The sequence below is a fragment of the Pseudoalteromonas sp. 120-MNA-CIBAN-0494 genome (genome assembly GCF_040308885.1).
GTDB classification, from domain to species: Bacteria; Pseudomonadota; Gammaproteobacteria; order Enterobacterales; family Alteromonadaceae; genus Pseudoalteromonas; species Pseudoalteromonas nigrifaciens.
Genome location: NZ_JBEOOE010000002.1, coordinates 92,107 through 114,793 on the forward strand (window position 1 = coordinate 92,107; position 22,687 = coordinate 114,793).

At 40.8% G+C, this 22,687-nt stretch carries 19 protein-coding genes and 1 other RNA gene; 6 read left to right on the top strand and 14 right to left on the bottom strand.

Features of this window, described 5'->3' with window-relative positions; genetic code table 11:
- Nucleotides 1–20: 20 nt before the first annotated feature.
- The 10 genes from murG to mraZ are packed head-to-tail and all read right to left on the bottom strand — an operon-like array spanning nt 21 to nt 11,101.
- The gene (gene murG, locus AAEY55_RS02110) at nt 21–1,097 is read right to left on the bottom strand and encodes an undecaprenyldiphospho-muramoylpentapeptide beta-N-acetylglucosaminyltransferase (RefSeq protein ID WP_011329152.1); all 1,077 of its coding nucleotides are present in this window, start codon (nt 1,095–1,097) and stop codon (nt 21–23) included.
- The gene (gene ftsW, locus AAEY55_RS02115; RefSeq protein WP_041454565.1) at nt 1,094–2,269 is read right to left on the bottom strand and encodes a cell division protein FtsW; all 1,176 of its coding nucleotides are present in this window, start codon (nt 2,267–2,269) and stop codon (nt 1,094–1,096) included. The genes murG and ftsW overlap by 4 nt, the downstream gene beginning before the upstream one ends.
- Nucleotides 2,266–3,606 carry a UDP-N-acetylmuramoyl-L-alanine--D-glutamate ligase gene (gene murD / locus AAEY55_RS02120; RefSeq protein WP_350549907.1) on the bottom strand — a complete coding sequence of 447 codons (1,341 nt, stop codon included), beginning with the start codon at nt 3,604–3,606 and terminating at the stop codon, nt 2,266–2,268. Before murD ends, ftsW begins: the two co-directional genes overlap by 4 nt.
- Nucleotides 3,607–4,689 carry a phospho-N-acetylmuramoyl-pentapeptide-transferase gene (gene mraY, locus AAEY55_RS02125; protein ID WP_011329155.1) on the bottom strand — a complete coding sequence of 361 codons (1,083 nt, stop codon included), beginning with the start codon at nt 4,687–4,689 and terminating at the stop codon, nt 3,607–3,609.
- Nucleotides 4,689–6,071 carry a UDP-N-acetylmuramoyl-tripeptide--D-alanyl-D-alanine ligase gene (murF, locus tag AAEY55_RS02130; RefSeq protein WP_350549910.1) on the bottom strand — a complete coding sequence of 461 codons (1,383 nt, stop codon included), beginning with the start codon at nt 6,069–6,071 and terminating at the stop codon, nt 4,689–4,691. Before murF ends, mraY begins: the two co-directional genes overlap by 1 nt.
- On the bottom strand, nt 6,068–7,546 hold the full coding sequence (murE, locus tag AAEY55_RS02135; protein ID WP_350549913.1) for a UDP-N-acetylmuramoyl-L-alanyl-D-glutamate--2,6-diaminopimelate ligase: 1,479 nt from the start codon (nt 7,544–7,546) through the stop codon (nt 6,068–6,070). Before murE ends, murF begins: the two co-directional genes overlap by 4 nt.
- On the bottom strand, nt 7,539–9,356 hold the full coding sequence (locus tag AAEY55_RS02140; protein ID WP_350549916.1) for a penicillin-binding transpeptidase domain-containing protein: 1,818 nt from the start codon (nt 9,354–9,356) through the stop codon (nt 7,539–7,541). The genes murE and AAEY55_RS02140 overlap by 8 nt, the downstream gene beginning before the upstream one ends.
- Nucleotides 9,353–9,679 (bottom strand): cell division protein FtsL, encoded by a 327-nt coding sequence (gene ftsL / locus AAEY55_RS02145; RefSeq protein ID WP_011329159.1) that lies wholly within the window; start codon nt 9,677–9,679, stop codon nt 9,353–9,355. The genes AAEY55_RS02140 and ftsL overlap by 4 nt, the downstream gene beginning before the upstream one ends.
- A complete protein-coding gene (rsmH, locus tag AAEY55_RS02150) occupies nt 9,676–10,614 on the bottom strand; it encodes a 16S rRNA (cytosine(1402)-N(4))-methyltransferase RsmH (protein WP_089368734.1) in 939 nt (312 codons plus the stop codon). The genes ftsL and rsmH overlap by 4 nt, the downstream gene beginning before the upstream one ends.
- A 28-nt stretch (nt 10,615–10,642) precedes the next feature.
- Nucleotides 10,643–11,101 (bottom strand): division/cell wall cluster transcriptional repressor MraZ, encoded by a 459-nt coding sequence (gene mraZ, locus AAEY55_RS02155; RefSeq protein WP_011329161.1) that lies wholly within the window; start codon nt 11,099–11,101, stop codon nt 10,643–10,645.
- Nucleotides 11,102–11,593: 492 nt separating this feature from the next.
- Between mraZ and AAEY55_RS02160 the strand changes: the two genes are divergently transcribed.
- The 3 genes from AAEY55_RS02160 to AAEY55_RS02170 all read left to right on the top strand — a co-directional run bounded on the left by AAEY55_RS02160 (nt 11,594) and on the right by AAEY55_RS02170 (nt 12,825).
- Nucleotides 11,594–11,920, top strand: coding sequence for a hypothetical protein (locus AAEY55_RS02160; protein ID WP_011329162.1), 327 nt, complete (start codon nt 11,594–11,596; stop codon nt 11,918–11,920).
- Nucleotides 11,921–11,926: 6 nt separating this feature from the next.
- Complete coding sequence (locus AAEY55_RS02165; RefSeq protein ID WP_350550032.1) at nt 11,927–12,382, top strand: hypothetical protein; 456 nt, start codon at nt 11,927–11,929, stop codon at nt 12,380–12,382.
- A 200-nt stretch (nt 12,383–12,582) separates the two neighbouring features.
- Nucleotides 12,583–12,825 carry a hypothetical protein gene (locus tag AAEY55_RS02170; RefSeq protein WP_011329164.1) on the top strand — a complete coding sequence of 81 codons (243 nt, stop codon included), beginning with the start codon at nt 12,583–12,585 and terminating at the stop codon, nt 12,823–12,825.
- A 103-nt stretch (nt 12,826–12,928) separates the two neighbouring features.
- Here AAEY55_RS02170 and AAEY55_RS02175 read toward each other — a convergent pair whose 3' ends face one another.
- Entirely contained in the window at nt 12,929–13,771 is an 843-nt protein-coding gene (locus AAEY55_RS02175) for a pirin family protein (RefSeq protein WP_086993251.1), read from the bottom strand.
- 349 nt (nt 13,772–14,120) lie between these two features.
- On the opposite strand from AAEY55_RS02175, the gene AAEY55_RS02180 reads away from it, so the two are divergent.
- Entirely contained in the window at nt 14,121–17,144 is a 3,024-nt protein-coding gene (locus AAEY55_RS02180; RefSeq protein WP_350549920.1) for an EAL domain-containing protein, read from the top strand.
- A gap of 60 nt (nt 17,145–17,204) precedes the next feature.
- Here the strand turns inward: AAEY55_RS02180 and AAEY55_RS02185 are convergent, their stop codons facing one another.
- On the bottom strand, nt 17,205–18,164 hold the full coding sequence (locus AAEY55_RS02185; RefSeq protein WP_011329167.1) for a YihY/virulence factor BrkB family protein: 960 nt from the start codon (nt 18,162–18,164) through the stop codon (nt 17,205–17,207).
- Nucleotides 18,165–18,278: 114 nt separating this feature from the next.
- Between AAEY55_RS02185 and AAEY55_RS02190 the strand changes: the two genes are divergently transcribed.
- Nucleotides 18,279–19,358: a mechanosensitive ion channel domain-containing protein gene (locus AAEY55_RS02190; protein ID WP_350550035.1), complete on the top strand. Its 1,080-nt coding sequence runs from the start codon at nt 18,279–18,281 to the stop codon at nt 19,356–19,358.
- 109 nt (nt 19,359–19,467) lie between these two features.
- Here the strand turns inward: AAEY55_RS02190 and rnpB are convergent.
- An RNA gene (rnpB, locus tag AAEY55_RS02195) (RNase P RNA component class A) lies at nt 19,468–19,846 on the bottom strand.
- Nucleotides 19,847–19,889: 43 nt separating this feature from the next.
- On the bottom strand, nt 19,890–20,747 hold the full coding sequence (rsmI, locus tag AAEY55_RS02200) for a 16S rRNA (cytidine(1402)-2'-O)-methyltransferase (RefSeq protein WP_086995415.1): 858 nt from the start codon (nt 20,745–20,747) through the stop codon (nt 19,890–19,892).
- Between the two features lie 61 nt (nt 20,748–20,808).
- Here rsmI and AAEY55_RS02205 point away from each other — a divergent pair, with 61 nt between their 5' ends.
- Entirely contained in the window at nt 20,809–22,686 is a 1,878-nt protein-coding gene (locus AAEY55_RS02205; protein ID WP_182683927.1) for a penicillin-binding protein activator, read from the top strand.
- Nucleotide 22,687 lies beyond the last annotated feature (1 nt).

Consider the following 22,687-nt stretch of genomic DNA (forward strand, 5'->3'; position numbering starts at 1 on the left):
CTTATTGACGTTTGTTTCACTTATGCTCTCTTATTGGTTACTTGCTCACAGTGCATAGCTACGCTTGCTGTGGCATCTAAAATGGCTTGCTGTTTTGCATTTGCCGCCATTTCTTTAATTAATGAAGGTTTAGCTAAATATGGGCTTAAAAGCGCAACAATTGATTGTTGATTAAACTGCCCTTGTGGCATTAGTAATGCACCATTTGCCACAACTAAATACTGTGCGTTAGCTGTTTGATGGTCATCCACCGCATGCGGAAAAGGTACAAACACTGCCATTTTACCAGCAGTGGCAATTTCACTCACAGTGAGCGCGCCCGAGCGGCAAATAACAATATCGGCCCAGCCGTAAGCTGTGTCTATATCATCTATAAATTCAGCTACTTTTGTATTTTCAGTGCTAAATTTATGCGACTTATAAGCAGCTTCAACACTGCCTAAGTGCCCTTTACCCGTTTGGTGCCAAACACTTATAGCATTGGTATTACCCAGCTCTGCAAACGCAGCAGGCAAAGTTGTATTAAGTACTTGCGCCCCTAATGAGCCGCCTACCACTAAAATATTGATTGGGCTTGATACTTCTCGCACTGCAATATTTGCCACGCTTTCTCGCACTGGATTACCAACTAACTCGGCTTGCCCTGTAGCAAATGCACTTGGAAAAGCCGCCAATACCCGATTAGCAAACTTAGCAAGCCACTTATTGCTCATACCGGCAATGGCGTTTTGCTCATGGATCACCAGCGGAATACCTAAACTTTTAGCTGCAATACCTGTTGGGCCAGTTACATAACCGCCCATAGCGAGTACCACATCGGGCTTTTCGCTTTTCAATACCTTACGCGCTTGTAATATTGCATTAAGCACCATGAATGGGGCTTTAATAAGACGCTTTATTCCGTTACCACGTACGCCTTTTACATTAATAAAATTAATATCAATATTATGCTTAGGAACAACCGTTGCTTCCATTCTATCGGGAGTGCCTATCCAACTTACTTGCCAGCCTTGCTGCTTTAAGTAGTCGGCCACAGCAATACCCGGAAATATATGTCCGCCAGTACCACCGGCAACTACAACACACTTTTTACTCATCGCTTAGCTCCACCTGACGTGGCTTGTTTGGTCGCCATTTTAGTTTCAAAATCAACACGTAATAAAATACCAGCAGCAATTGTCATCATGAGTAAACTCGACCCACCGTAAGAAATAAACGGCAGTGTTAACCCTTTAGTAGGTAAAATACCCGCACTTGCGCCTACGTTCACCATGGTTTGAAAAGCAAACCAAATACCTATTGCCAACGCTAAATAGCCTTCGTATTCTTTACCATTTTTAAGCGCATTTTGGCCAATTAGTAAGGCTCTAAACACTAAGGTGCCTAATACTATTAATATGCTCGATACACCAACAAAACCAAGCTCTTCGGCTATTACCGCAAAAATAAAATCGGTATGCGCCTCGGGTAAGTATTGTAGCTTTTGTACGCTGTTACCTAGGCCTTGGCCAAACCAATCACCTTGACTGTAAGCCATTAACGATTGCACTAACTGATACCCTTTGCCAAATGGATCGTCCCACGGTTCTAAAAAGCCAATAACCCGCGCCATACGGTATGGTTCTAGCACTATTAGCCCGATAACCAAGGCAACACCGGTTAGAATTAATACAAAAAACTGCCAAAGTTTGGCACCAGCTAAAAACAATAAACCCACGGTAGTTACAAACATAACGACCACAGTACCTAAGTCAGGCTGCATTAAAATTAATCCTGCATAAGCCGCAAATACTAGTATTGGCTTAATAAAACCTTTTATGTTTTCTTGGACTTCGCTACGTTTACGCACCAAATAACCTGATATATAACTAAAAAAGAATAGCTTAGCCAGCTCAGATGCCTGAATGTTAAACGGCCCTATGGGTATCCAACGAGTTGAACCGTTTACTTCTCGGCCAACAATAAGCACTATAAGTAATAAGCCTAAACCCACTAACAACAAGTACGGATTCGCTTTTTTCCACCAGCTCATAGGCACTGAAGTGGTGATCCAAAATAAACAAAACGACAAAGCTAAAAATATACCGTGCCGAATAGTAAAATGATAAATATTACCAAATAATCTGTCTGCTGTAGGCATAGATGCACTGGTAACCATGACAAAACCCACCCCCATTAACATCAGCATGCAATACAATAATGGTACATCGTAGAGCTGCGCCGAAGGCTTGGGCGTTAGTGCTTCTTTAATATCGGCAAAGGCCATCATGGCTGTTCCGCCATAACACATTGTATAAAGTCATCGCCGCGTTGCATGTAGTTATTGTACATATCAATACTGGCACAAGCTGGGGCAAGTAACACAATATTACCGGGCTCGCTTAATTGCTTAGCCAGTGTTACCGCTTCGCTCATATTATTGGTTAAATGGCTTTTATTGGTTAATGCCATTAAATCTTTGGCATCTTTTCCAAAGCAAATTAGCGCTTTAACATGCTGCTGTAAGTAAGGTGTAAGGGCGTTTAAATCGGCTCCTTTTGCATCCCCACCAGCAATAACTATTAATTGTTGGCCATTAGTTGCAAGGCTATCTATTGCAGCAATAGTAGCCCCCACATTAGTGGCTTTAGAGTCATTAAAGTATTTAACTCCAGCACGTTCAGCAACAAACTGACAGCGGTGTGCAAGGCCATTGAATTGGCTAAATGCTGTACTGTATTGTGCTTTACTAATATTAAACGGGCTAAGTAGCGCCATTACCGCAAGAGCATTTAAATAATTGTGCTTGCCGACTACCGCCAAGCTAGTTACTGGTAAAAAGGCTTTATTAGCCTGCATAAAATATGTTTGTTGCTGATATTCGCCAAGGCTGTAACCGCCCTGGTTAGCACCAAAACTTAATTGGGATTTTGCTTTACTATGCGTGGCTTCGTCGTCTGCATTGGTTATCACTAAAGCTGCGTTATTATAAATACTCAGCTTGGAATCTATATAAGCTTGATAACTGGCGTAACGATCGAGGTGATCCTCTGAAACATTCAGCACGGTGGCGCTAATTGGCTGTAAACTTGTTGTGGTATCTAGCTGAAAACTAGACAACTCCAATACGTACACATCAACGTCGTTGTTACTTAAATCACTTTGTAGTAAATCAAGCACTGCGGTGCCAATGTTGCCACCTAATGCTGCTTTATAACCAGCAGCAAGTAATACCTGCTGCGCCAGTGTGACTACTGTGGATTTACCATTAGATCCCGTAACAGCAACCACAGGTTTAGTATTAATACGGGCAAACAACTCAACATCACCAATCACTTCAACGCCTGCGTTTATAGCTTTAGCAATTGCTGGAATTGTTAAGCTAAGGCCTGGGCTAATAATGATCATATCGCTGGCGCAAAGATCGGCACTGTCCAAATCACCAAAACGGGTAGTTAAGGTTGGCGTATTTTGTTTTAGCCAATCAATTCCCGGTGGGTTTATTCGGCTATCAACCACGGTTGGTGTTAAACCCTGAGACACTAAAAAACGCACAATGCCCAGGCCGGTTACACCGAGTCCGAGCACTGTTATTTGTTTGTTTTTTATCTCACTTAAGTATCGCATTTATCGAATCTTTAACGTCGCAAGGCCAGCTAACACTAGCACGATTGAAATAATCCAAAAGCGCACAATAACCCGCGGCTCTGGCCAACCTTTTAATTCGTAATGATGATGGATAGGCGCCATTCTAAAAATTCGTTGCCCGCGTAATTTATACGAGCCTACTTGTAAAATAACCGACAAGGCTTCCATTACAAATACTCCCCCCATAATAATAAGCAGTAACTCTTGGCGAACTAATACGGCAATAATACCCAATGCACCGCCTAATGCTAATGAGCCTACATCGCCCATAAATACTTGCGCTGGGTAAGTGTTAAACCATAAAAAGCCCAGCCCTGCGCCTACTATTGCGGTACATACCACAACAAGCTCACTGGCCAGCGGTAAATATGGAATATGTAAGTAATTCGAAAAATTCACATTACCAGTTAAGTAAGCAATAATTGCCAGTGCTGCTGCCACTAAAATAGTGGGTACTATGGCAAGGCCATCAAGTCCATCGGTAAGGTTTACCGCGTTTGATGTTCCTACTAACGCAAAGTAGGTAATAACAATGTAAAACAAGCCTAGTTGCGGTAATACATCTTTAAAAAATGGTACAACTAACGAAGTTTCATTGGCTTGAGTGCTGGTAAAAAATAATGCACAAGCAACAACTAAGGCTATAACTGATTGCCAAAAATACTTCCACTTAGCAATTAAACCTTTAGGGTCTTTACGAATAACTTTTCGGTAGTCATCCACAAAGCCAACCACTCCTAACGAGCCAATAACAAATAACGTTGCCCAAACATATTTATTTGATAAATCGGCCCATAATAAGGTACTGGTAAAAATAGCCGCTAAAATCAGTAAGCCACCCATAGTAGGTGTTCCCGATTTTGATAAATGCGATTGTGGACCGTCATCGCGCACTGTTTGCCCTATTTGCATACGTTGCAAAGCGCGAATTAACTTAGGCCCTAAATAAAGCGACATCATTAATGCGGTTAAAATCCCTAAAATCGCACGTAGGGTTAAGTACGAAAAAACATTAAAGCCCGTGTAATATTGGGTTAAATACTCTGCCAGCCAAACTAACATTAAAATACTCCATTGATGGCTTGTTGCTGGCCATTAACTAAATCGGTTACTAAAAGCTCCATGCGAGAACTGCGTGATCCCTTCACGACTATGGTGGTTTTTTTATCTACTTTTTTAATACTTGTTTGAATTTGTTGCAGCATTTGCTCACGGTTTGAAAAGTGCCTATTTGGCAGGCCATACACATCACTGGCATAGCGACTTAATACACCTAAAGTAAACAGCTCATTGATGCCTTGCTCTAATGCATATTCGCCTACTTCTTGATGATATTGACGTGCTTCTTCGCCAAGTTCACCCATGTCGCCCAGTGCTAAAATACGATGCCCTTGCATGTCACTTAGTAAATCAATGGCGGCTTTAACCGATTTAACATTGGCGTTATAGGTATCATCAACCACAGTTAATAAGTCTGAAACATTAATTAAATTAACGCGGCCTTTTACATCCCCCATGGTTGCCAGCGCATTGGCTATATCCTCAAGGGTGACATCAAACTCACTGGTTAGTGCTGCTGCAATAAGTGCATTACTAATATTATGCTTACCTGGTAGCGCAAGCTTAACCGGTATTTGTGCGTTTTTAGTGCATAGGGTAAAGCTAGCGCGAGCATTTTCATCTAGGCTAATATTTTCAGCCCAAATATCGAGTTTTTCACTGCTCGAAAAACGCGTTACTTTACGGCCATCGAGTTTATCTAGCCAATATTGGCTAAACTCACTGTCGCAATTAACAATGGCAACGCCATCATCTTTAAGCCCATCAAAAATTTCGCCTTTGGCTTTAGCCACACCCATTAAGCTGCCAAAACCTTCTAAGTGAGCGGCGGCTACATTACATACCACGGCAACATCGGGTTTGGTCATAGCGGTGGTATAAGCAATTTCACCTAAATGATTTGCACCCAACTCTATAACGGCAAAACGGTGTTGCGGCTCTAAGCGTAATAAGGTTAGCGGTACGCCAATATCGTTATTAAAATTACCTTTAGTGGCTAGTACATCACCATGCACAGATAAAATTGCAGCGCACATTTCTTTTACTGTGGTTTTGCCAACGCTGCCAGTAATGGCAATAGTTTTAGGAGCTACTTGCGTCATTACTGCGCCGCCTATAATTCCCAATGCTAAACGGGTATCGGCAACTATAAACTGTGGAATATCAACATCAACTTTGTGCTGCACAATAACGCCAATCGCGCCATTTTGTTTTGCTTGGGCAATAAATTTATGACCATCAAAATTTGGCCCTTTTAGTGCTAAAAACACTTCACCACTGCAAATGCTGCGAGTATCTGTATTTATATTTAGCACTGGTTGATTATCACCTTGATAATCGGTTGCTAGCACGTTAGCTAGCCAATCAAAATCCATCGGGATCATGCTTGAGTCCCTCTTACTGCTTTTTTTAGTTGTTGTTGTACGTAACGGCGATCGCAAAAATCGATGCGCTGATCACCTATTATTTGATAGTCTTCATGGCCTTTACCAGCAATAAGAATAACCTCGTCTGCTTTGGCATTGCTTATAGCGTAACTAATAGCTGTTGCTCTATCGGCCTCTAAATAAGCTTTTGTTGGCTGTGCTAAACCTTGTGCTACATCGGCAATAATGGCGTCAGGATTTTCTGAACGTGGATTATCACTGGTAATAATAACCTTATCCGCATTTTGCTCTGCCGCTTGTGCCATTAATGCCCGCTTGCCTTTATCGCGGTCGCCACCACAACCAAATACACAACTTACTCCACCAGGTACATGCTGCTGTAATGCTTGCAACGCAAGCGCAAGCGCCTCAGGTGTGTGAGCGTAATCAACAATACAGGTTGGCTTGCCTTTGGCGCTAAATGCTTGCATGCGTCCGGCTACCGGTTGCAATTGCGCACAGCCTGCAATTAATTGTGCTAGCGGATAACCTAGCCCCAATAAAGTTGCAAGTGCCGCAGTTAAATTATATAAATTAAATTCGCCAAATAACGGCGACTTTATAGCAATATCGCCCCAGCTTGTAGTTAATTGTGCTGCTATGCCTTGCGCTGAATAAGTAACGTCTGAAAAGTACACAAACTGTGCATTTTTAGGTGGTAAGTTTTTTCGCCCGTAACACACTAAACTGTTAAAGCTGTATTTTTCGAGCCACTGTTCTGTTTGTCCATCATCTTGATTAAGAACCACAAGTTCAGGTTCAAAGTCTTTAAACAACATTAGCTTAGCATCACCATAACGCGCCATGTCACCATGGTAGTCGAGGTGATCGCGCGATAAATTAGTAAATACCGCCGCTTTAAATTGACACTGTGCAACCCGCTGCTGTACTAATCCGTGGGATGACACTTCCATCGCCACCAGCTTGGTATTTTGCTGCTTTAAATCATTTAAAATTCGTTGTAAATCAACCGACGATGGCGTGGTATTTATTAGTGGTGTTAGATTATCTGGATGACCATAGCCTAAGGTGCCAATAATGGCCGACTGGCTGTTACAAAACTGCGCTAAATGAGCGATCATAGCCGTGGTGGTCGATTTACCGTTTGTACCTGTCACACCAATTAAATCAAGCATGTGGCTTGGCTGATGGTAAAAGCGACTCGCCAGCTCAGGGAGCTTTTTAGTCAGCTCTGACACTAAGTAAAGTGGCTCAAAACTAGTTTCAAATTCGCATAATCTGTCGGCAATAATTGCAACCGCGCCATTTTCAATTGCCTTCGCAATAAATTGTCCGCCATCTAATTGATGACCTTTAATTGCCACAAATACATCACCGGGCGTTACTTCCCGGCTATCAAGGCGTAGGTGCCCTACCTGCTGCGAGGGGGCATCTATCTCTATATATTTTAAAATTGCTTTTAAATCACGCATCGTTCTCTTTACCTTTTACGTACGCTACCTTTTCCTTATCGGGCGCTACGTTTAATATTCTTAATGCGTTAGAGACGATTTCTGCAAATGCAGGGCCAGCAGTGGCACCTCCATAGTACACATCGCCGCCGGGTTCGTTAATCATCACTACCACTGCTAATCTAGGATTACTTGCAGGTGCAATACCGGCAAAGTAGCCTACATATTCGTCACCGTAGCCACCAACAGCTGCTTTTTTAGAAGTACCTGTTTTACCAGCAGCGCGATAACCATCTACGTTAATTCTGCGCGCTGTACCGTCTTTTTCAAATACACTTTCCATCATGTGTACAACCGCTTCTACGTCTTTTTGTTTAAAAACACGCTCCCCCTCAGGGATGTCATCTTGCTTTAAAATGGTTAATGGCCGATTAATTCCGCCTGCGCCTAACATGGTGTAAAAACGTGCCATTTGCGCGGTACTTACCGCAATAGCATAACCAAATGATAATGTAGCAATTTCGAAGTCAGACCAACGGCGATTTGGATAAAACAACCCACTGCTTTCACCCACCATACCGGTGCCAGAATCCGATCCAAATCCTACCTTTTGAAATAATCCCACTAAATAATCTTTGGGTACCAACTGAGTTACTTTAGCAACGCCCATATTTGAGGAATATTTTAAAATTTCGCGCAGCGTCATCTCACCGTGGTTACGGGTATCTTGTACTAAGCTGCCGCCTAATCGCATCCAACCTGGGTAGGTGTCAATGGTGTCATCGGCCTTAATTGCGCCGTAGTCTAGCCCAGCTAAAATGGCTAGAGGCTTAACGGTTGAACCTGGTTCAAACAAATCTGTAATAGCACGGTTACGGCGCTTATGCGGGGCAGCGTCATTTAAATTATTAGGATTAAACGATGGGCTATTTACCATAGCCAATACTTCGCCGGTTTTAACATCTACCACCATGGCAGAGCCAGATGTGGCTTTATAAGTAAGCACTGCCGATTTTAGCGCTTTGTAAGCAATACCTTGAATGCGCTGATCAATACTTAAGTGAATGCTTTCGGGCTCTACACGCTCTCGCTCGTCAAGTACTGCAACTTCACGGCCTTGGGCGTCTTTACGAATTGTACGACGGCCTTCTTCACCTGTAAGGGCATTTTCGTAAAGCTTTTCTATGCCTTCAATACCCTTACCATCAATATTTGTGAAGCCAATAATATGCGCAGTTACTTCGCCTGCGGGATAATAGCGTTTTGACTCGTCGAGTAAATGAATGCCTGGTAGGCGTAAATCACCAATGTAATTTGCCACTGCGGGGGTTACTTGACGCTTTAAATATACAAAGCGGCGCGTAGGATCGTTTAGCAAGCGTGAGTTTATTTTTTTAGGTTCTAAACGTAAAACATCGGCAAGCTCACGCCAGCGCAAATCGTTTTTATAATAAAGTGCAGTACGCTTATCTAGCTCAGCAGCATTTTCTGCTAATGCTTGGTGATCTTCACCATTTTTACGTGCTTGCCTTAGTACTTTAGATACCAATGATTTGTGCAGTGCTTTGGGGTCTGCATACACACTCACTACAGGTACACTTACCGCTAATTCTTTACCATTGCGGTCAAATATCATGCCTCGTTGTACATGCAGTTTTTCAACTCGCACCGTACGCTTATCGCTTTCTGAGCGGGCTTTATCTGGTTCTAATATTTGCAAATAAGCAGCACGGGCTACCAGTGTTACAAACACTAAAAACACCACTGCGCAAACTAAAGTAAAGCGCCATGTGATTAAATTATTAACCGGTTTTTTGCCGCGAGTTCTCATTGTAGTATTATCACCTGCTCATCTTGGCTGGTTGGCCGTTTCATTTTTAACTGCGATATAGCAACTTCTTCAATGCGTGCATGCTGAGAGTAAAACTCTTCTTCTACTAATAAGTAACGCCACTCTAAATCTAATTCGTCGCGTTGTTGCAGTAACGAGTCTTGCTCGATAAGTTGCCCTCGCGCAAGGTGCGTTATTTGCACCAAAGTTAAACTAGAAGCGAGTATCACAACCAATAAGGCCGAGGTAAGCTTATTAGCACCTAGGCCTTTAATTATTTCAAAAAATAAATTAGGTTGACGATAGCTCGCTTTTTTACTCATCCCAGCCTCTGCGCAATCCTAAGTACAGAGCTACGTGAACGTGGGTTACGCTCTACTTCTGCAGCGCTTGGCTTAATGGCTTTACCCACAGCTTTTAATGTCAAATTTTGATTTATTTGTGCGTCAGTTAAAGGTAAACCTCGAGGTAGCGTCTCGCCACGGCTTTGCTTTCTAATAAATTGTTTTACAATACGATCCTCTAAAGAGTGGAACGAAATAACAACTAAGCGACCACCTGGCTTAAGAACTTTAATCGCAGATTGTAATGCTGTTTGAATTTCTTCTAATTCACTATTTATATAAATGCGAATAGCCTGAAAAGTTCGTGTAGCTGGGTGTTTAAATTTATCTTTAACCGGTACCGCTTCATCTACCAAGTCGGCAAGCTGCTTAGTGGTGGTAATTGGCGTATGTTCGCGAACTTCCAGCACTTTGTGCGCAATGCGCTTACCAAACTTTTCTTCACCTAGCTTTTTAATAACATGGGTAATATCGTCAAGTTCAGCTTCGGCCAGCCACTGTGCAGCACTGCGCCCTGTGGTTGGATCCATGCGCATATCCAGCGGGCCATCTTTCATAAAGCTAAAGCCACGCAGTGCATCGTCAAGCTGTGGCGACGACACGCCAATATCAAGTAAAATGCCATCAACTTTGCCAATCAGATCGTTTTGCTCAGCCACATCGTATAGGTTTGAAAAGCGTGTATGAGCAATTGCAAAGCGTGGATCATCTGCAAATTTTTCAGCCGATTTAATTGCTTGTGGATCTTGATCTATGGCCTGTAGGCGACCTTCACTACCAAGGCGCGCTAATATTTGACCTGAATGACCGCCACGTCCAAAAGTGCCATCCATGTATATACCGTCTGGCTTAATTGCAAGTGCATCTATGGTTTCGTCCATAAGCACGGATACGTGTTCAAATTGTGCTGTCATTAGCTATTGTTTGCCTTTTATTGTGCCGTTAGAGTGTGAAATTATCTAAATCTGGGTGTGGTTCAAAATCACCAAGCCTTTCAAGCTCTGTATCTTGGCGCATTTGCTGATGCCAACGCGCTTCATCCCATATTTCAAATTTATTCATTAAACCAACTAGCATGATTTTTTTGCCAAGATCTGCATGGGCGCGCAACGAAGGCGCTAGCAAAATCCGGCCATTTTTATCAAGTTGATATTCAGTAGCATTACCCAGCAACATGCGCTGCATACGACGGGCTCGTGGGTTCATATTAGATATTTTTGCTAGGCGGCTTTCTATTTCTTGCCATTGTGCCAATGGATATAACCATAAACACGGCTCATTTAATGCGACGGTACAAATAACCGTTCCCTGATCTTCAGACAATAGATCGTCTCGGTACTTAGTGGGTACCGCAAAACGTCCTTTATCATCCAAACTCAGCGAACTTGCGCCACGAAACATAAAAAGCCTACTTTAAAATTGTTTTAATCAACACTTTTGATTAACCCGATCCATTTTGATCCACTATAAACCACTTTTTACCACAGTGCTCCAGTTTAGGGCTTGACAAGGCTTTTTGTCAAGTAATCAGGCTTCCTTTAACGCGTCTCAAAGCTAGAAAAAATAAGGCTTAGCGTAAAGCGATTGAATTAAGTGGGAAAAAATGGAATTCGTGGTGAGATTTTTTCTTATCATTTTAAGTAACCTTTCGTTTACACTTTTTGCTTACTGAATAACCAGTGAACAATTACAAATTTTAAGGCGTGATTTAGCCATTTGTAAAATTTACTCAATTATAGGGCAATTGTTACTACTCAAGTTAAAGCCAGCCAACCTAAAAACTAATATACCAATACAAATCATGGGTTTAGATTTATTTTAAAGTTGGTTTGATCATTGCAACTATAAATTTACCAATAAATTTTTTAACTTTATTTTTATTAAGGATTGATTATGGCTACTGCAACAAATACTAAAACATCAACAACTACAGCGACTAAACCTGAAGTTAACGAAGCACCCTTTACAGAAAAAGCAACATCGGCTGCACACGACGCAGTAGATGCACTTTCTAGTAAAGCAGCCGTAGCAGAGAGCAGCGTAAGAAAAGGGGCAACTAGCTCTGCTGAAACACTGAGTGAAAAGCAACTCATTGCCCGTGAAAAACTAGGTGAATATACATCTAAAACACGCACCCTTGCAGCAGAGAACCCATTAGCAACAGCTGGAATTGCATTTGCCGCAGGTATGCTAGTAACTGCATTGTTTCGTCGTAAGTAAACAATGATGAATAATCCACAAACAACAGCGACCAAGGATGGTGACGCTCAAAATCAAACGGCCCAAGACGCGAGCCAAAAGGAAGATTGGCAAGATCATATTGCTAAGCTTTTAGCCTATTCTGAGCAAATTAAGGATGACTACAAAACGCAAGGCAAACTTACCAAACAATTAGCAAAAGCTGAGTGGCATTTGTCGCTCAGATCACTTGCACTCATTACTATACTTTTGGGTTGTTTTGCCAGCGGTTTGATTTTGTTGTGGATTGTTTTATTGGGCGCAATTGGCTTTGGAGTTTATGAGTTATTTGCCTCTGTATGGCTAAGTATAGCAACCGCAACTTTACTACAAATTATAGGCTTAATTTGGCTTTGGAAAAGTGCTATTTATTTAAGTAACAAAATTGGCTTTAGTAAAACATTACGTAGCTTAAAACAGTTATTTAACCTGAACTCTGGTTAAAAGATTTACTAACGTATTGAATCATAGCTATGTTTAAATTTATTTTCTCTAGCCAGAAACTTTCAGTGAAAACAAGACGAATTGACGCGTCAATAGCTGGCCTATTGCAAGTAAATTCAACGCAGTTAGCGCTTAAAGTAGCTGTTTGAGATAGATTTATTATCCAAAGTTCAGGTTATTTAACCTTCAAGGAGATAACAATGCTGGTTAACTATTTAATTCAGTCGCCAAACAAAGCGGTGAATAATCTTAGTAAACAAATGGATTTACAAAGTGAATTAAAACGCCAACATCACATGGCGTTTAAGTACAGATTAAAACGCTTTGCGGTTACCAAAGTTGGTATTTCAAGCGCATTTTTAGCCGGTGCTGTTGTGCAGGCTAGTAGTACTAAATCTGGTTTAATCAAAAAATATGCCTGGCTAGCAAGATTATTAGCTTAATGGATAAAACCAGTGCCGCGCAATAAATAATAGCGCAGCACTAATTGATAGCTTTAGCCTTTGTTAAGCGGCTTAATTGATCATTGATCATAAATCGGCGATTCTAAATATTACCAAACTCACCGTTTTGATAATCACGAATAGCTTGCTGAATTTCAGCTTCAGTGGTCATTACAAATGGCCCCATGTGAGCGATTGGTTGTTGAAGCTCATCACCAGCTAAAATAAGCACACCTGCTCCTTGCTCTGTATATAAGTCAATGTCACTACCTGGTTCTAGTATTAACAGCTGTTTTGCTGCAATAACGTTACCTGCTTGCGTAGTTAACGAACCGGTATGAATATATAGCATCACTTTTTGCTGGCTAAGTGGTGGCAACTCAAAACGCTGTCCTGCAGGTAAAGTTACATCAGCTAAAGCGGCATTTGCAGCGAGCGTTTGTAGGCTTGATGTTAAAGCCTGATCGGCAAACTGCCATGTGCCTGCCAATGCTTTAAGTGTTACTCCATTATCATTTGTGGCAACTGGCGCAGGGTGCGCTGTTGTATCTTGGTAAATTGGTGCGCGCATTTTTTCTGCACTGGGCATATTGATCCATATCTGAAAACCATGTAACCCTTCATTGGCATCTGCCAATGGCATTTCACTGTGCATTACCCCTTTACCTGTACTCATCCATTGTACATCGCCTGCTTTTATGGCCTTTTTATTACCCATTTGGTCACGGTGTTCAAAGCCACCTTTAATAATATAGGTAAAGGTTTCCATACCACGATGAGGATGCGCAGGAAAACCGCCAATGTAATCGTTTTTATTATCTGACTTTAGTTCGTCAATCATTAAAAAGGGATCTAGGTGCTTGCCATCAAAACCGGGAATTCTACTAATATTAACGCCATCACCATCTTGGGTTGCGTGCGCACTTAGTTGTTTAATTACTTTCATTTTATTGCTCCAATAAAGTAGATAACACTATTTAAGCACACTGAAAATTTACGTATATATGTTTAATTCGTACCATTTATTCTTTTTAAACGAATTTTAGTTTTTATCCTAAAAAATTACAGTTTGCTATAACCGTTATTAAATGACTTGCTGTTAAAGTAGTTATTACAGCTGATTTTTGATTTAATAAGCAATGCTTTAATCCTTATTATTTATATGGTTATTAAACAAAAAGTTAGCTACAATTATTTTTGGCGTAAATCTCTATTAAGGCATTATTATTTTTACCACTTCACTTAAAAATCAGCTTTACCGTTTGCTTATTTTATTTAGCATTCCTGGGGTCGCTGTGATCATTTTTACGTTATTACTAGAACGTAACTATTCAATTAAGCAAAGTGAGCTACAAGCAACCAATATTGCCAACCGTTTTTCATTACAACAAAAAAATATGCTTGATGATATTGAGCGTTTAGCGCGCTATATCGCACAACAAGAAAGCAAGCATGATGAGCTGCTAACCACCTGCCCTGACTATTTTGAGCTATTTAAGTCACTCTACAATAATGTTGCTAATATTGGCATGATTGACTTGCAGGGGAATATTAGTTGCGCCACATCGGGGCAAGTAAAAAATATAAATATTGCAGATAGAGATTATTTTAAAAATGCATTAAATAGCGACATGCTATCTGTAGGCTATTTTCAGCTAGATCGAAGTTTACAAACAACAACGGTGAATTTTGCGCTGTCGTTAAAAAATACCGCTGGGGTTACCAAAGGCGCTGTTATAATTGTGATTGCCTTAGATTGGTGGAATGCAGCAATAAATGAAATTAACTTACCTGATGGATCGTTAGTTGCCATTGTTGATTCTAACACTAAAATTTTAGCTCACTACCCCAAAAACACTACTTTAATAGGTAATAGCATTGCCCAAAGTTATGTGGAGTCGATGCAGGCTGATTCTCATTTTATTACAGATGAGCAAGGTGTTATCCGTATTTTTTCTCGCTCAACTATTTATAACGATCCACATAATAACAACTTAGATATTTATATTGGTTTACCCGTCACCGATGTTTTAGCACAAATAAATCATAACTTTATAATCTCTTTAACTGTATTTATAATCTTTTTATTACTGCTAACATTTATTGCCTACAAACTACTTAAAGTAAGTATTTTTACACCTATTAATAACCTAACTAAAGCAACCGACAGCTTAGCAAATGGCGTTATGCCATCTGAGCAAAATGACACTCCTAACAGCCCCGAACTCAAGGTTTTATATCAACGCTTTAAAATAATGGCTGAAACTCGCTTAGCTACTGAGGCTAACCTTAAAAATAAACACGATGAGTTAACCAGTTTATTAAGTGCGCTGCCAGATAGTTACTTAAAGATTAACAACAAAGGTGATGTTTCTAATATTGGGGGATCATTTAATATTCCTGATGTTACGCAATCGGTAAACAACTTAACTTTAGCTAGTTTTGTTACTGAGCGTAATGCACAGTTAATTCTCAATAACCTCCCTACTTCAACTTCAAAAAGCTCAAGTAACTTAGAGTTTACCTTGCAAAGCCAAACTGATATTAAAAGCTTTGAAGCCAGAATAAACCCAATGCAAACTAACCATGAGTTTGTAGTAGTGCTACGCGATATAACCCAGCGCAAACAAAATGAAGAAGCCCTACACTTAGCGTCGCTTGTGTACGGTAACAGTAGTGAAGGAATGGCTATAACCGATGAAAATGGCATTATATTCGATGTTAACCCTGCTTTTAGTAAAACCACGCTTTTTTCTAAAGAAGAAGTAATTAATAAAACGATCAGTGTTTTGTCCTCTGGCAAGCACGATAAGACATTTTATCAGGCTCTGTGGGCAGAACTAACAAGCACGGGGCGTTGGCAGGGAGAAATTATTAATCGCCGTAAAAATGGTGAGCTTTACGTGGAATGGTTAACTATAGATACTGTGTATGATGACAATAACATGCCGGTTCGTCGTATAGCCATATTTACAGACTTAACAGAAAAAAAACAAGCCGATGCGCTTATTTGGAAACAAGCTCACTTTGATCACCTTACTGACTTACCGAATCGATTAGAGTTAAAAAAACGTTTAAATGAATGTTTTACGCGTGTAGAAAATAATGCCGAGCAACTGGTTATTATGTTGCTCGACATAGATCACTTTAAAGACGTTAACGACACTTTAGGGCACCATTATGGTGATGCTTTACTTAAATTTGTGTCGCAGCGTATTTTAGAGTCAGCAAAAAATGCCGAGTTTGTTGCCCGCATTGGCGGCGACGAATTTGTAATCGTATTTAGTAAAATTAAAGAACAGCATATAAAGCAAATAGCTGAAAATATTTTACTTAGCTTGTCATCGGCTATTTATATTGAAAACGAAGAGTTGTTTATTAGTGCCAGTATAGGTATTGCCTCAGCCCCTAATGATGGCGAAAATACTGAGCAGATACTCAAAGCAGCCGATCAAGCAATGTATAAAGCAAAAGTTAATGGCCGTAATGGTTTTGAATTTTTCTCCCATGACATGCGCGAAAAAGCGCAAATGCGCATGCTGCTACTTAAAGAATTACGAACAGCAATAGAGCTTGAGCAGTTTGAATTGTTTTATCAACCTATCGTCTGCCTAAAAGACTTGCACGTACACAAAGCTGAAGGATTAATTCGTTGGCGTCACCCTGAAAAAGGCTTAATAAGCCCTGCTGACTTTATTCCGTTAGCTGAGGAAACCCGACAAATAAATATACTTGGGCAATTTGTTTTCTCCCAAGCATTACAAACACTCAATGATATAAAAGCACACATAACCAATGATTTTCAGCTGAGCGTTAATGTATCGCCAATACAGCTATCTACCCCAGATAGCGGGATAGATGAGTGGGGAGCTATGCTTAATGCAGCAAACCTGCCTGCATCATCAATTGTTGCTGAAATAACAGAAGGCTTAATGGTCAACCCTGAGGCTTTAACACAAAGCCGTTTAAAGGCACTGGTTCAGTCGGGAATGCAATTAGCCCTTGATGATTTTGGCACCGGTTACTCTTCTCTCGCTTACTTACAAGAAATGGATACCGACTACCTTAAAATAGATAAACGCTTTGTTGATAACATTAATAAAGGTAGCCAGGAGCTGGTATTGTGCGAAACCATTATCGTTATGGCGCATCAGTTAGGGTTAAAAGTAATTGCTGAAGGAATAGAAACCAAGCAGCAAATGCAACTGTTACTTGAAGCTGGTTGCGACTATGGGCAGGGCTATTTATTTTCAAAACCCTTACCTAAAGAGCAGTTTATGAGCTTACTAACCACAAGCCAAATCATTGCACTAAAATAACCACAGCGTTAGGCACCAAACATTACCCAAGTACTCTATTATGAGTACTTGTAAAGTTACTTACCTATTAAGCTCTTTCACATCAAGATGATCGGCAACATAGGCTCCGCGCTCACCTCTTTTTTTATCTGGGCCTATTGTACTATCTATTGCAGTTTGTTGCTCTGAGGCAGCATTAATTGTCGCCCCTAAAATTACAATATAAGCACTAATGTATAGCCACATCAGCATAATAACCACCCCACCTAACGAGCCATAAGTTTCGTTATAACTGGCAAATTTCGATACATAAAATGAAAAACCAATTGAAGCGACTATCCATAAAATTGTCGCAATAACAGATCCTAAGGTGATCCAACGCCATTTAGCAGGTTTACGATGCGGCGCGTAACGGTATAAAAGCACTAAGGCAAAGTTAAAAGTAAATGCTAATAATGGCCATGAAATAAACGTGATGAGTAAATCTATATTTTCTTTTAATCCCACTAAATTAAGTACTACCGGTAAAATACCAATAATTAACAGCGCAAAAATAGCCACCACAATAGCGCCAATCGAAAACAGAAAGCGTACAAGTTGTGCTTTAAAAAATGAGCGTTTTTCATATTCCTGATAACTTATATTACAGGCTGTAATTAATGCTTGGCTGCCCTTTGAACTACTCCAAATAGTTAATATTAATGTGCCAATTGCGCTCAAACTCAAGCTAGTACTTGAGCTTTGGGCGATACTGGCTATTTGCGACAAAATTAACTCTCCGGTACTCTCTGGTAGCAGCTCAATTACCTGACTTAAATGCGCCCCTATATCTGTAGGTGATGCAAAATAGGCATAAATAGATACAAGTGCAGCAAGCGCTGGAAAAATAGCCAGTAACGCATAAAATGCCACGCCTGCGGCCACTAACGATAAATTATCACGACTCATTTGAGTAAAAATACGCTTAGTAATATCCCACCAACCAAGCAACGGAATATTTACTGGTTGCTGTGCATCTTGACCACGTTTTACATCGCTCATTTTAACTCCTTTGTTATATAGCAGTAAGAGAGCAAAATGTTTGCCAACACCAATGCGCTTGGTATTAAACTTGCTATTATTGTTTATAAAGATGATTTAACACGGATAACCCCCATGCTCAGTGCTTTAAATAACATTATAACTGCAGTTAATGCAGCCCCTGCTACTCCAAGCATTAAAGCCGATGTATTGTCGTGGGCGTTTTTGCAAGAGCAAAGCATGCAATTCCTACATGTAGTAGTGCAAACCTTACCCACCCTATTTTTAGGGATTATTATAGTTGTAATAAGTTACATCCTTGCCAGGCCGTTATCACGCCTATTAATTAAACCTATTGAATATTTAACCGATAGTGCACTTATTCATCTGGTTATAAGGCGAAGTATAAGTATTTTAATCCTACTATTGGGTATTTACTTGTTTTTACGTTTAGCTGGGCTGACACAGTTTGCCGTAGCTATAATGAGTGGCACAGGTTTGATAGGGCTTATTCTCGGTTTTGCATTTAGAGATATTGCCGAAAATTTTATAGCTAGTTTATTATTAAGCATACAACGCCCTTTTAAAATAGATGATGTAATTGAGGTAGAAGGCCGCCTCGGCATAGTTAAAAAAGTAACCGCTCGCGCAACCACTTTAGTTGACTACGACGGTAACCATATTCAAATACCTAATGCCACTGTGTACAAAAATATTATTAAAAACCTCACTGCCAACCCTAAAATGCGCGGCAAAGTAGAAATAGGCATAGGGTATGATAACGATATACGCAGCGCACAAACCCTAGCCCTCACAATTGCAAACCAACAAAACGCAGTATTAACCGATCCACCTGCGCAGGTATTAATTAAAAACCTAGGCTCATCAACAATTAACTTTACGTTATTTTTTTGGGTTAATAGCGAGCAGTTCAGTACCACTAAAGTGGCCTCACAGCTAATGCGAGAATTAGTATACGAATTTACTAGTCATAACATCAGCATGCCAGACGATGCCAGAGAACGCATTATACTTAGCGATCCTAACCTTGAAGCTGTAAACCCAGAAAAAAGTGAGCCTATAGCGCCAACTAAAAAAGTATCAGAAACACAAACTCAAACTAAGAACTTAGATGACGTAAGTAGCGACACCGATGAAATACGCGAGCAGGCCGATCAATCCCGCGATCCCGAGCAAGGTAAAAATATTATCTAGTTAAAAATCAGGGAGCTAGTTTTATAAGGTCGTATCAGGTTATATCGAGCCTACTTTTATTTTAGACACAAAAAAGCCCGCAGTTTGCACTGCGGGCTTTTTATTGAATGAGTGAGTTAGCCGTATAAGCCGGGTTCTGTCCTTTCCGAAGAAAGTGATAATCATTCGTCTAGGCCATAAATCGCTCTATGGCTCAAGCAACCTACCCGGTTCTGACGTGGGCCACGCGTTCATTATTTAAAATGATAGAACCCTATTTGGTCTTGCTCCGAGTGGAGTTTACCTTGCAACCGACTATTACTAGCGGCCCGGTGCGCTCTTACCGCACCCTTTCACCCTTACCAATCCGAAGATTGGCGGTCTTCTCTCTGCTGCACTTGTCGTGGGCTCGCGCCCCCCAGCCGTTAACTGGCACTCTGCCCTATGGAGCCCGGACTTTCCTCCCCCTGATCATTTTCGTCACAGGCAGCGATTATCTTGGCTAACTCGGCGCGGATTATACCTGAGGATAATGCCAAGCGCAGTAAAGATTTACCCTTTTTCGTCAATTATTGTTTTATACAGCGCATTTTTTTTCATACCAAAGTAATCGGCTACAATACCGCAGGCTTTTTTCATTGGCATTTCGCTTTCAAGCAGAGCTAGCATTTTACGTGCTTCAGGCGGTACGTCGTCTATTAGCTTAGGTTTACCCGGCAACATGAGTACTATTTCGCCGCGCTGCTTGGTAGGATCGTTAGTTAAAAATGCTTTTAACTCACTCACACTGCCATTAAAAAATGTTTCAAAGGTTTTAGTCAGCTCTTTAGCAAACACCACTTGCTGATCATCGCCAAGTGCCTCGGCTAAGTCATCAAGGCTTGCCATAATACGATGGGTACTTTCATACATTATGCTAGTAATGCCAGAATTTACTGCATCAATAAAAAATTCTTGGCGTGCTTTACTTTTTGCTGGTGTAAAACCAACAAATTGAAAGCGATCAGTTGGTAAGCCAGAACAACATACCGCGGTAATTGCAGCGCATGCTCCAGGAATGGGTGTAACATGTGCGCCTTGCTCGCGGCATAAATTAACCACCGCATAACCAGGATCGCTGATCAAAGGTGTGCCCGCGTCTGATACCAAGGCTATATTTAAGCCTTGATTGAGTTGGTCGATAATTTGTTGTGCTTTTTGCTTTTCGTTATGATCGTGTAAAGCAAAGGTTTTAGCCTTGATACCAAAGTGGCTAAGTAGCTTGCCAGTATGGCGTGTGTCTTCAGCAGCGATTAAGTCAACTTGCGATAATGTCGCGATTGCACGCTGACTTAAGTCGTCATAATTGCCAATTGGGGTGGCTACAATGTAAAGAGTGCCAATTTTCTGTGAATTCTCCTCATTTAACATTGAGGTCTCCTGCGTCAGTCAGTAATATAAGCAAATCGCGTTAACGTATTGGGAAATCATTGTGCGACTTAAACTAGTTAGTCTATTAATTATATTGTCAGGGTTATCGGCGTGTAGCACAACCGAAAAACCAACTAAAAACAGTGATAACTTCAGTAACAGTGCCAATGCACTAAAAAACCAAGCTAATAGTGCGTTATCTATCTACCAATTGGCGCAAAACCGCCAAGGTGCCGATAAAATACAGCTACTTTATAGTGCCCGCGATGCTGCAGTGAATGAGCAAAGTTGGTCGTTATTAGAAAAGGTATGCGGTGAGTTAGAATTAACCCCAAGTGTTGATCAGATTCAAAATCGTCTTTATATTGCGTTTGCGCAAAAGCAGCAAAATAAAAACGCTCAAGCGTTAGTTATTTTGCAGTCTTTAGATGGTCAACTTAAACAGCCTGAACATTTTGCCTGGCATCAATTTTTAACCGCCAGTGTGTATGCATCGCAAGACTTTGCGAAACGCGCAGCCCCTTACTTTTTTGCAGCGTCTGAGTCTGCTACTAAAAACAATATTGATATTGCACAGCTAAACCAAAACTTATGGGATAACTTAAAAAAGCTTTCCTCTTATACACTTGAACGCTTTAACAGAGGGTCGGTTATTCAACAAGGTTGGGTTAACCTTGCTTTGTACCATCAAGTTTATGCTGGCAGTGCCGTTGAACTTGACCAAGCTATTAATAATTGGTTGAGACGCTACCCCGGGCACCCTGCTAAAGTAGTTTTATCTAAACAAGATGAGTTAGTGAATGACTTAACGCCTGTAATAATAGAGCGTTTAGTTGTACTACTGCCGCAATCTGGTGCTAATGAACGCTTAGGTGATGCACTTAAAGCCGGCGTGCTCGCAGCACTTGATCAGCAAAGCATTAATGAAACCATTTTTATTGATGAAAACAGTGATGTTGATGAAATTACGGCTAAAATAGCGCAAATAAAACCCGACTTTGTTGTTGGTCCACTGTTAAAAGCGAATATAGATAAACTTGCTAATGCGCAAGTGCTTATAGACATACCTACTATGCATTTAAATACCTTTGATGGTGAGCGGCTTTCGTTACAGCACTACTTTTTTGCCCTTAATCCCGAGCATGAAGTACAACAAGCATTAGAGCACTTTTTAGCTCAGGGCTACCAAAAGCCTATGTTACTTGCGCCTAATAATGCAAACGGGCAGCGTTTGGTTGATTACTTTAACCTGCAGTGGCAACGCTATAGCGAAACCAAACCACAAATTGGCTTTTATAACAGTAATCAAGACATGCCTGATACGATTACCAGCTTACTTGAGGTTGATAAAAGTAAAGAGCGGATCAAAACCGTTAAAACTTTATTTAAGCAAGAAGTCGAAAACGAAACACGCTCGCGCAGCGATATAGACGCTATTTATATCTTAGGCGATGCAATAGAAACCCGTTTAATAAAGCCGTATTTAGACGTTAATGTAAGTACATTTGCTGATAGGATCCCGCTTTATGCTAGTTCTAAAAGCCATAGTAGCCAAATTGATCGTACCGATAAAGGCGACTTAGATGGCTTATACTTTACCGAACTTCCTTGGATGTTAAAGTCGCAAATTAAACAGCATAATCTTCGCCAGCAATACGAAACATTGTGGCCAGAGCACGCCGATATAAGTCAGCGTTTATTTGCTATGGCCTACGATGCAGTAACTATATTGCATGACATTAAACAACTAAGTCTTTCCCCTGGGAATCAGTTTAGCGGTTTAAGTGGTAAGCTCTCGGTTAATACCAGCGGGCATATTGAACGCACATTAGACTGGGCACAATATACCAATCGTCGGATTAAGGCAGTGCAACTAAAAACACAACGCCCTGTACCATTATTTATGCAATCAGCCAGTGACTTATACATTACCGAATAAC